7 protein-coding genes and 1 pseudogene are annotated in these 9,821 nt (G+C 65.6%); 3 read left to right on the top strand and 5 right to left on the bottom strand.

Features of this window, described 5'->3' with window-relative positions:
* Nucleotides 1-75 precede the first annotated feature (75 nt).
* The gene (gene cysB, locus PKE44_RS10315; protein WP_324550763.1) at nucleotides 76-1,050 is read left to right on the top strand and encodes an HTH-type transcriptional regulator CysB; all 975 of its coding nucleotides are present in this window, start codon (nucleotides 76-78) and stop codon (nucleotides 1,048-1,050) included.
* Nucleotides 1,051-1,208: 158 nt separating this feature from the next.
* Here the strand turns inward: cysB and PKE44_RS10310 are convergent, their stop codons facing one another.
* The 5 genes from PKE44_RS10310 to PKE44_RS10290 all read right to left on the bottom strand — a co-directional run bounded on the left by PKE44_RS10310 (nucleotide 1,209) and on the right by PKE44_RS10290 (nucleotide 8,058).
* A complete protein-coding gene (locus PKE44_RS10310) occupies nucleotides 1,209-1,655 on the bottom strand; it encodes a cache domain-containing protein (protein ID WP_324550761.1) in 447 nt (148 codons plus the stop codon).
* Nucleotides 1,656-1,800: 145 nt separating this feature from the next.
* The gene (locus PKE44_RS10305) at nucleotides 1,801-4,488 is read right to left on the bottom strand and encodes a molybdopterin-dependent oxidoreductase (RefSeq protein WP_324550758.1); all 2,688 of its coding nucleotides are present in this window, start codon (nucleotides 4,486-4,488) and stop codon (nucleotides 1,801-1,803) included.
* Between the two features lie 148 nt (nucleotides 4,489-4,636).
* Nucleotides 4,637-4,990: a nitrite reductase small subunit NirD gene (nirD, locus tag PKE44_RS10300; RefSeq protein ID WP_324550756.1), complete on the bottom strand. Its 354-nt coding sequence runs from the start codon at nucleotides 4,988-4,990 to the stop codon at nucleotides 4,637-4,639.
* Between the two features lie 124 nt (nucleotides 4,991-5,114).
* Nucleotides 5,115-7,553, bottom strand: coding sequence for a nitrite reductase large subunit NirB (nirB, locus tag PKE44_RS10295; protein ID WP_324550754.1), 2,439 nt, complete (start codon nucleotides 7,551-7,553; stop codon nucleotides 5,115-5,117).
* 100 nt (nucleotides 7,554-7,653) lie between these two features.
* Nucleotides 7,654-8,058 carry a hypothetical protein gene (locus tag PKE44_RS10290; protein WP_324550752.1) on the bottom strand — a complete coding sequence of 135 codons (405 nt, stop codon included), beginning with the start codon at nucleotides 8,056-8,058 and terminating at the stop codon, nucleotides 7,654-7,656.
* 2 nt (nucleotides 8,059-8,060) lie between these two features.
* On the opposite strand from PKE44_RS10290, the gene PKE44_RS10285 reads away from it, so the two are divergent.
* The gene (locus PKE44_RS10285; RefSeq protein ID WP_324550750.1) at nucleotides 8,061-9,527 is read left to right on the top strand and encodes a NarK family nitrate/nitrite MFS transporter; all 1,467 of its coding nucleotides are present in this window, start codon (nucleotides 8,061-8,063) and stop codon (nucleotides 9,525-9,527) included.
* Nucleotides 9,528-9,626: 99 nt separating this feature from the next.
* A pseudogene (locus tag PKE44_RS10280) lies at nucleotides 9,627-9,821 on the top strand (bifunctional protein-serine/threonine kinase/phosphatase); the annotation flags it as partial.

The raw sequence follows: 9,821 nt of genomic DNA, 5'->3' as shown, positions 1-9,821 counted from the left end.
ATCCAGCCGGAACGCGAACTCATCCGCTCTGCGTTATGCTTCTCCGGAATATGCGATGCCGATGAGGTCGGGTCAGTGAAACTGCAGCAGCTGCGCTATCTGTGCGCAATCGCCAAGAATCAGCTCAACATCTCTGCCGCAGCCGAGAGTCTGTTCACGTCGCAGCCCGGGGTGTCCAAGCAGGTGCGACTGCTCGAGGACGAACTCGGGGTCGAGCTGTTCAACCGCAACGGCAAGCACCTGACCCACATCACCCCGGTCGGCCGGCACATCATCGCCCGCGCCGAGGCGATCCTGCGCGAAGTCCGCAACATCCAGATCCTCGCCGAGGAATTCCGCGACGATGCCCGTGGCACACTGTCGATCGCGACCACGCATACCCAGGCCCGTTATGCGCTGCCGCCGATCATCAAGACCTTCCGGGCCCGTTACCCGGAAGTCGTGCTGCAGCTGCATCAGGGCTCGCCGACCCAGATTGCCGAGATGGCCGCCTCCGGAGCCGTCGATTTTGCGATTGCGACCGAGGCGATCGAGGAATTCCATGATCTGGTGATGATGCCCTGTTACCTCTGGAACCGCTGTGCGCTGGTGCCGCAAGGCCATCCGCTGACCGGATCGACGCCATTGACGATCGAGGCCCTCGCCCGGCATCCGCTGGTGACCTACGTGTTCGGATTCACCGGCCGCTCGCAGCTCGACGAGGCGTTCAAGGCCGCGCGCCTGCATCCGGAAGTCGCGTTCACGGCCACCGATGCCGATGTGATCAAGACGTATGTCCGCATCGGCCTTGGCGTCGGCATCATTGCGCGCATGGCCTGGGATGCCGAAGCTGACCGGGATCTGGTCGCGCTCGATGCCAGCCATCTGTTTGCGCCCAACACGACCAAGATCGGTTTCCGGCGCGGCACCTTCCTGCGCCAGTTCCAGTACGACTTCATCCAGCTGTTTGCACCGCATCTGACGGCGCAGGTCGTGCAGACCGCCGAAGCTTCCGAATCCCAGGAGGCGCTGGATGAGCTGTTTGCTTCTCTGGAATTGCCGGAATATTGATGGGTGTAGTGGAAGGAACAAAATCGGATTTTTGGTCAGTATAAAATATGATGGTATAAAAAATTATATGATTATAAAGAAACAAGGCGCCGTTTGGCGCCTTGTCGGGTTTCGTCCGCCCGTCTGCGCATTGCAGACGGCGGCTCATGCCCAAGGCATCACTTGTAATATCCGACCGCGCAGACCTGATCGCCGACCCTGGTCACGTAACTGACCTTCTGCACGGGATCGGTGCCGCCGGTACGCGGCCACATGTAGTTGACTTCGCTGATCCGGCCTTCCTGGGCCGTCGAGTAGATTTCCTCGCCGAGCGGCTTGCCGGACTTGTCCTTCAGGTCACGCAGGCTCTTGCCGGTCAAGGTCGGATGTGCGGTGAAGTTGCCGTCCGGACCGCCGCAGAACGGATACAGGTCACGATCCTTGAAGCCGCCCTCCCCTTTGGCGAACTGCGACAGGGCGGCGGCCTTGTCGGCCTTCAGGGCGGCCACGGCCTTTTCGAGCATCGCCTTCGCCTCGTCGGCGGTGCCGAACTCGGCGGCCCCGGCGATCTGGACGGCGAGCGCGAGGGCCGCGGCGAATGCTGCGCGCGTGATGCGCTTGTGCATGAAGTCTCTCCTCTGCCTGATTTATGTTCGCCGGCCGGTGCCGGTAAAGGCATCGGCCGGCCACCCTCATCGTTCGTGAAGGCAGAGGAGGTATAGCAGCGTCATTTCCCATGAGGCAAGCATGGGAAATCCCGGGCCAGGCTGCTCAGGAGGCGTTGTCGGCGATCAGCTTGCGGATCTCGGGCACGCAGGAACCACAGTTGGTGCCGGCACGCAGCGCGGCACCGATCGCTTCCGGTGTCGTCAGCTTGCGCTCGCGGATCGCCGACAGCAGCGTGTTGACGCCGACGCGGAAGCAGGCGCAGACGATGCGCCCGACATCGGGCTGGCCCTTGCCGGGGCGGCCGGCGAGCAGGCTCGCGCGCTCCGGGGCGGCGAGTTCCGGGCGCTCGAACAGGCCGGCCAGCCAGTCGCGCGGCGGCAGTTCGTGGCCGGGCGAGACGAAGGCGCAGGCGACCAGACGGCCGTCGTGCATCGCCGCACCGCGGTAACGGCCGAGCGAGCGGTCCTCGAACTCGATCCAGCCCTCGCCCGGCGGCTCGTGCAGCAGTTCGTGCGCCCAGGCGCTCCAGTCGGCGACCGGCTGTTCCGAAGCGATCTCGTAGCGCCAGAGTCCATCCCCGCGCACGCGCACGACGTAGTCGAGATCGTCGGGCAGCGTCAGCGGGTCGCGCGACAGCACGAAGCCGTGCCAGGCCGGCTTGTACGCCATCACGCGCACCGGCGTGTGCTTGGATTCGGGCTGGCCGGAGAACGGATCGGTGGCCGGATTGACGACGGCATCGATGCGCCCGCGACTCGCGTACGGCGTGCACCAGTGCATCGGCACGAACACCGAGCCCGGGCGCTGCTCGCGTGCGAGCTTGGCGCGCACGATCACCTCGCCCCAGCGGCTGACGACGCGCACCAGTGCCTCGTCGCGGATGCCGAGCACGGCGGCATCGACCGGGTGGATTTCGGCATACGGTTCCGGGATGTGCGCCGACAGACGTGCGGTCTTGGCCGTGCGCGTCATCGTGTGCCAGTGATCGCGCACGCGACCGGTGTTGAGCACCAGCGGAAAGGTTTCGTCCGGAGCGTTCACCGACGCCCGCTCGCCGACCGCGATCATGCGTGCCCGGCGATCGGGCGTGTAATAGCCGCCGGTTGCGAAGAAGCGCTCGGCGCCGTCGCCGGCGGCCGGGCGCGGCCAGCGGAACGGTTCGATCGCGTCGTAGTCGGCATCGGCGACGCCGGCCAGGGCCGAGATGTCGAAATCGCGCCGGCTGTCGCCCTCGCCGCCCCAGGCGGCGTTCTCGTAGCCGGACAGCGCCGCGAACTCGCGGAACACCGCGGCCGGACCGGCGAAATCGAGATTCGCCGTGAATCCGAGCCGGCGGCCGACTTCGGCAAGCGCCCACCAGTCGGGGCGCGCTTCGCCGGGCAGATCCAGGAAGGCGCGCTGGCGCGAGATGCGGCGTTCGGAATTGGTGACCGTGCCGTCCTTCTCGCCCCAGGTCGCGGCCGGCAGCAGGATGTCGGCGCAGGCCGTGGTGTCGGTGATGCGCACGGCATCGGAGACGACGACCAGCGGGCAGTTCATCAGCGCCTCGCGCACCGCATCGGCCTCCGGCAGGCTGACCACCGGATTCGTGCCCATGATCCAGATCGCCTTGATCCTGCCCTCGGCGACGGCGCGGAACAGCTCGACCGCCTTCAGGCCCGGGCCGCGCGCGATGTTCGGCGCCTGCCAGAAGCGGGCGACGCGCTCGACATCGGCCGGAGCGAAGTCCATGTGCGCGGCGAGCTGGTTGGCGAGGCCGCCGACCTCGCGTCCGCCCATCGCGTTCGGCTGGCCGGTGACCGAGAACGGACCGCAGCCGGGCTTGCCGATGCGTCCGGTCGCCAGATGGCAGTTGATGATGGCGTTGACCTTGTCGGTGCCGTGCGCCGACTGGTTGACGCCCTGCGAATAGACGGTGACGACCTTCTTCGTGCGCGTGAAATCGCCGTAGAAGTTCGCGACCGCCTCCTCGTCGAGACCGCAGCGGCGCGCGACCTCGGGGATCGACGGGGCAATCTCGCGCGCTGCGCGCAGCGCCGCCAGATAACCGTCGGTGTGCGCATCGAGGTAGTCGAGATCGACGGCATCCTGCCGGTGCAGGTGCACGAGCAGGCCGTTGAACAGCACGGTGTCGGTGTTCGGCGCGATCGCCAGATGCTGCTCGGCCTGATCGCAGCTCGCGGTGCGGCGCGGGTCGATGACGATCAGCTTCGGCTTGCCGCCGCGCGCCTGGCGGGCGGCGAGGATGCGCTGGTACAGCACCGGGTGACACCAGGCGAGGTTCGAGCCGACGAGGATCAGCAGGTCGGCCTGTTCGAGATCCTCGTAGGTGCCGGGCACGGTGTCGGTGCCGAACGCGCGCTTGTGGCCGGCGACCGACGAGGACATGCACAGCCGCGAATTGGTGTCGATGTTCGAGGTGCCGATGCAGCCCTTCATCAGCTTGTTGGCGACGTAGTAGTCCTCGGTCAGCAGCTGGCCGGAGACGTACAGCGCCACGGCATCCGGGCCGTGCTCGGCGATCGTGCGCCGGAAGCCCTCGGCGACCGCATCGAGCGCCGCATCCCATCCGACCCGCTGGCCGTCGATTTCCGGATGCAGCAGACGGTCTTCGAGCGCGAGCGTTTCGGCCAGCGCCGAACCCTTCGAGCAAAGCCGTCCGAAGTTGGCCGGATGCTGCTCGTCGCCGCGCACGGCGATCGTGCCGTCATCCGTGCGGTAGGCGATGACGCCGCAGCCGACACCGCAATAAGGACAGGTCGTGCGGACTTCGGGGGCCTCGGCAGGCATGCGGGAATCTCCTGGAACGATCGCCGTGACGGGAACGGGCGCCGGTCACGCACGCCAGCGCGTGCACAACCCTTGATGCGTGCCGGGACGCGCGGTCCCGGCGGTGAGGATCAGCGCGGGACGGCGGACAACGCCGCCCCGCGGGCTTTCAGGCCAGCGTGCCCGCGCTGTGATCGGACACGGCGGCGACGGCGCTGACCTGCAGCAGGATGCGACCGCCCTCCACCTTCACCGGGAAGCGGGCCGCGCAGCCGACGTCGGGCGCGATCGCCTCGCCGGTGCCGAGCTCCAGCGTCCAGCTGTGCAGCGGGCAGGTCACGCGCTTGCCGTGCACGATGCCCTGCGACAGCGGACCGGCCTTGTGCGGGCAGCGGTCGCGCAGCGCGAAGATTTCATCCTCGGCCGTGCGGAACACGGCGATGTTGCCCTGCGGGCTCTGCACCACGCGCGCACCGAGGCGCGGAATGTCTTCGACGGTACCGATGTCGTGCCAGTCGCTCATGGGGACTCTGCTCCGGACCGTGGTCATCCCGGGTGCTGATGTGGATCCATGCACCCGGAGTGACCCGGCTTTCAGTATTGATGATGGTATAAAAATTTATCTTACGAAGCGGATCGGCCGACGATCAGCCGATCGTCGCGACCGGCGCGTACTCGTGCGCATCGACGCCGGCGCTGGCGCGCTCCGCCCACGGATCGGTCTGCGCGTACTTCTGGGATTCCAGGAAGCGCGCGTACAGCGCCTTGCGGCCTTCCTCGTCCTCGACGATCTTGGCCTTCACGTATTCGAGGCCGACGCGCTCGATCCACGGCGCGGTGCGCTCCAGATAGCGGCCTTCCTCGCGGTACAGCTGCATGAAGGCGCCGCAGTATTCGAGCACCTGCTCCTCGGTTTCGAGCTTGCAGAGCAGATCGGTGCCGCGCACGTGGATGCCGCCGTTGCCGCCGACGTGGGCCTCGTAGCCGGAGTCGACGCAGACCACGCCGAAGTCCTTGATCGTCGCCTCGGCGCAGTTGCGCGGGCAGCCGGAGACGGCCATCTTGAACTTGTGCGGCGTCCACGAGCCCCAGGTCATCTGCTCGATCTTGACGCCGAGCCCGGTCGAATCCTGCGTGCCGAAGCGGCACCAGTCGGAACCGACGCAGGTCTTCACGGTGCGCAGGCTCTTGCCGTAAGCGTGACCCGAGACCATGCCGGCGGCGTTGAGATCGGCCCAGATCTTCGGCAGATCTTCCTTGCGGATGCCGAACAGGTCGATGCGCTGGCCACCGGTGACCTTGACCGTGCGCACGTTGTACTTGTCGGCGGCATCGGCAATCGCGCGCAGTTCCCTGGCGTTGGTCAGGCCGCCCCACATGCGCGGCACGACCGAGTAGGTGCCGTCCTTCTGGATGTTGGCGTGCACGCGCTCGTTGATGAAGCGCGACTGGTAGTCGTCCTTCGCCTCGGCCGGCCAGGTCGAGATCAGGTAGTAATTCAGCGCCGGGCGGCAGGACGCGCAGCCGTTGGCGGTCTTCCAGTTCAGCACCTTGAACACGGATTCGAGCGAGGTCAGGTGCTCGTCGCGGATCGCCTTGCGCACGACGTCGTGCGGGTGATCCGTGCACTTGCACATCGGCTTTTCCTTCGGCGTCGCGTCGTAGTTGCCGACGGTGGCCGCGAGGATCTGCTCGACCAGACCGGTGCACGAACCGCACGAGGCCGAGGCCTTGGTGTGGGCGCGCACGTCATCGACCGTGAACAGCTTCTTCTCGGTGATCGCCTTGACGATCGTGCCCTTGCAGACGCCGTTGCAGCCGCAGATCTCGGCGTCGTCGGACATCGACATGACGCTGTGGCCTTCGCGGCCGGCATCGGCCATGTGCGCGTGACCGAACAGCACGGTCTCGCGGAAGGCGGTGATGTCGGTGTTCTCGCGCAGCAGCTGGAAGTACCAGGTGCCGTCGACGGTATCGCCGTAGAGCACGGCGCCCTGCACGCGGTTGTCCTTGACGACCAGCTTCTTGTAGACGCCGCGGGCCGGGTCGCGCAGGACGAGTTCCTCGCAGTCCGGGCCACCGTTGAAGTTGCCGGCCGAGAACAGGTCGATGCCGGTGACCTTGAGCTTGGTGCTCGTCACCGAGCCCTCGTAGCGGCCGACGCCGTGCTGCGCGAGGTGGCTGGCGCAGACCTTGGCCTGCTCCCACAGCGGCGCGACCAGGCCGTAGCAGACGCCGCGGTGCTGCACGCATTCGCCGACCGAGTACACGCGCGGGTCGTAGGTCTGCATCGTGTCGTTGACGACGATGCCGCGCTCGCAGTGGATGCCGGACTTCTTCGCGAGCTCGATGTTCGGGCGGATGCCGACGGCCATGACGACGATGTCGGCCGGCACTTCGAGGCCGTCCTTGAAGCGCACGCCGCGGACCTTGTCGTCACCGAGGATCGCGGCGGTGTGCGCGCCCATCAGGAAGCGCAGGCCGCGCTCCTCCAGGGTCTTGCGCAGCATGTCGGCCGCGAACGGGTCGAGCTGGCGCTCCATCAGCGTGTCGAGCACGTGCACGACCGTGACCTGCAGGCCCTGCTTCATCAGGCCGTTGGCGGCTTCGAGACCGAGCAGGCCGCCACCGATGACGACGGCGTGCTTGCCGGTCTTCGCGGCGTGCAGCATCGCATCGACATCCTTGATGTCACGGAAGCCGATGACGCCCGGCAGGTCATTGCCCGGCAGCGGCAGGATGAACGGATTGGAACCGGTGGCGATCAGCAGGCGGTCGTATTTCACCGTCGTGCCGTCGGCAGCGCGCACTTCGCGCCGGCCGCGGTTGATCTCGACGATTTCCTTGTCCTTGCCGGCGTGCAGCGTGACGCCATTCTGCTCGTACCAGTCCAGATCATTGATCATGATTTCCGGAATGGTCTTTTCGCCGGCGAGCACCGGAGACAGCATGATGCGGTTGTAATTGCCATGCGGCTCGGCGCCGAACACCGTGATGTCATACATCTGCGGCGCGACCTTCTGCAGTTCCTCGATCGTGCGCATGCCCGCCATGCCGTTGCCGATCAGGACCAGTCTTTCTTTCATGAACATTTCCTCGCGGAAGAATCTTTGACGCAGAGCCGATTCGGCGTGCGGCTGTGAATGCCTTAGCCTGAGCCGCCGTTAAGCATATGCCGTGCCATTTTCATTTAATGGATACAAGTAACTGTTTTTTCGGAAGATGAAGGCAAGAAACCTTTCGGTGCCCGTGGGATTGCATTCTGGTAATGCACCGGTTCGGTTCAAAACCGTGCCCCACGCCTTGATTCAGTGCAAAAACCGCTAACCATATTGAATTAGCTGGGAATACCTCTTTGGTGGTATTACGCCATACCCCTGATTCGCACCGATCAAGTGCGGTCGCGAAGCGTTTTTTTGCCCTGCTTTGGCACAAATGCACCGTGCTGGCGCAAAAACCGGCACTGCCGCTGTGCATTACGCCAATATGCGTGCCGTGCCTGAATTCCCGAACCCCGCAGCCGGACTGGCTTTTTTCAAGTTGGCCTGCGAATTGCCATTGGTGATACCGCTTTTCTTCGAGAGGATTCACCGATGGCATCGTCGAACATCAAGCTGCTGTCGTTCAGCGGCAACGTGCGCATCCTGCACCTGAGCTGGATCGCGTTTTTCATCAGTTTCGTGGTGTGGTTCAACCACGCGCCGCTGCTCGCGTCGATCCGCGAAACATTCCAGCTCACGGACGGCCAGGTGAAGGCGCTGCTGACGCTGAACGTCGCGCTGACCATCCCGGTGCGCATCCTGATCGGCATGCTGGTCGACAAGTTCGGCCCGCGCATCATGTATTCGGTGCTGCTCGCGGTCTGCGGCGGCCTGTGCTTCTTCTTCGCGCTCGCCAACAGCTATGAGCAGCTGGCGCTGGCGCGCCTGCTGCTCGGCTGCGTCGGTGCCGGCTTCGTGATCGGCATCCGCCTGATCTCGGAGTGGTTCCCGGCCAAGCAGGTCGGCTTCGCCGAAGGCATCTACGGCGGCTGGGGCAACTTCGGTTCGGCCGCAGCGGCACTGAGCCTGCCGGTGCTCGCACACGCGTTCGGCGGCCCGGATGCCTGGCGCTGGGCGGTCGGCGTCACCGGCGTGATCTCGATCATCTACTCGGTGATCTTCTACGCGCTGGCCAGCGACACCCCGAAAGGCTCGACCTATTTCCGCCCGAAGAAGCTCGGCGCGATGGAAGTCACCAGCAAGAGCGACTTCTGGCTGTATGTGTTCCTGTACGTGCCGATGACCGTGGCGCTGCTGGTGCTGACCTGGAAGCTGTCGCCGGCCGGCTTCAAGCTGATCGACCAGACCACGACCAACGTCGTCTACGTCGCGCTGCTCGCGCTGTTCGCGTGGAACGTCTGGCAGGTGATTGACGTGAACCGCAACATCCTCGCCGGTGAGGTCGTGCCGCAGATCCACCGCTACAAGTTCAAGCAGGTCGCGATCCTGTCGGGTGCCTACGCGATCGCCTTCGGCTCCGAGATCGCCGTGGTGTCGATGCTGCCGCTGTACTTCAAGGACATGTACAACCTGACGCTGATCCAGGCCGGTCTGGTCGGTTCGAGCTTCGCGATCATGAACCTGTTCGCGCGCCCGGCCGGCGGCCTGATCTCCGACCGCTTCGGCCGCAAGCGCACGATGACCATCGTCATGATCGGCATCACCTTCGGCTACTTCGGCATGAGCTTCATGGGCGGCATGCCGCTGTGGGCGGCGGTGACGGTGACCGTCATCAACTCGTTCTTCGTGCAGGCCGGTTGCGGCGCGGTCTACGGCATCATCCCGCTGATCAAGCGTCGCCTGACCGGCCAGATCGCCGGCATGAGCGGTGCCTACGGCAACGTCGGCAGCGTCGTGTTCCTGACCGTGCTGTCCTTCGTGACGCCGTCGACCTTCTTCATGGTCATCGCCGCCAGCGCGCTGGTCGTGCTCGGCCTCGTGCAGTTCCTCGACGAGCCGAGCGGCCAGATGGCCGAGATCATGCCGGACGGCAGCGTGCAGATGATCGACGTGACCTGATCCGCTCACCTGCAGCCAGGACGGGGTGTGCGGCATCGCTGCACGCCCCGTCGGCTTGTCCGAAGCCGCCCTTCCAGCCGAGCGCCCGAACCGACCACCATGACCGCCCGCACCTCGCCTGCCGTCCTGAGCCTGCGTATCGGCCAGCATTCCGAACGCGGCGCCAAGCCCGCCAACGAGGACTTCCACGGCATGCTGGTGCCCGAGGGCCAGGCGCTGCAGCTCAAGGGCGTGGCGATCGCGATCGCCGACGGCATGAGTTCGAGCGAGGCGGCGCGGCTTGCGGCCGAATAC

The organism is Plasticicumulans sp. (assembly GCF_035331805.1).
Lineage (GTDB): Bacteria > Pseudomonadota > Gammaproteobacteria > Competibacterales > Competibacteraceae > Plasticicumulans.
This window is presented reverse-complemented; position numbering and strand designations above follow the sequence as displayed.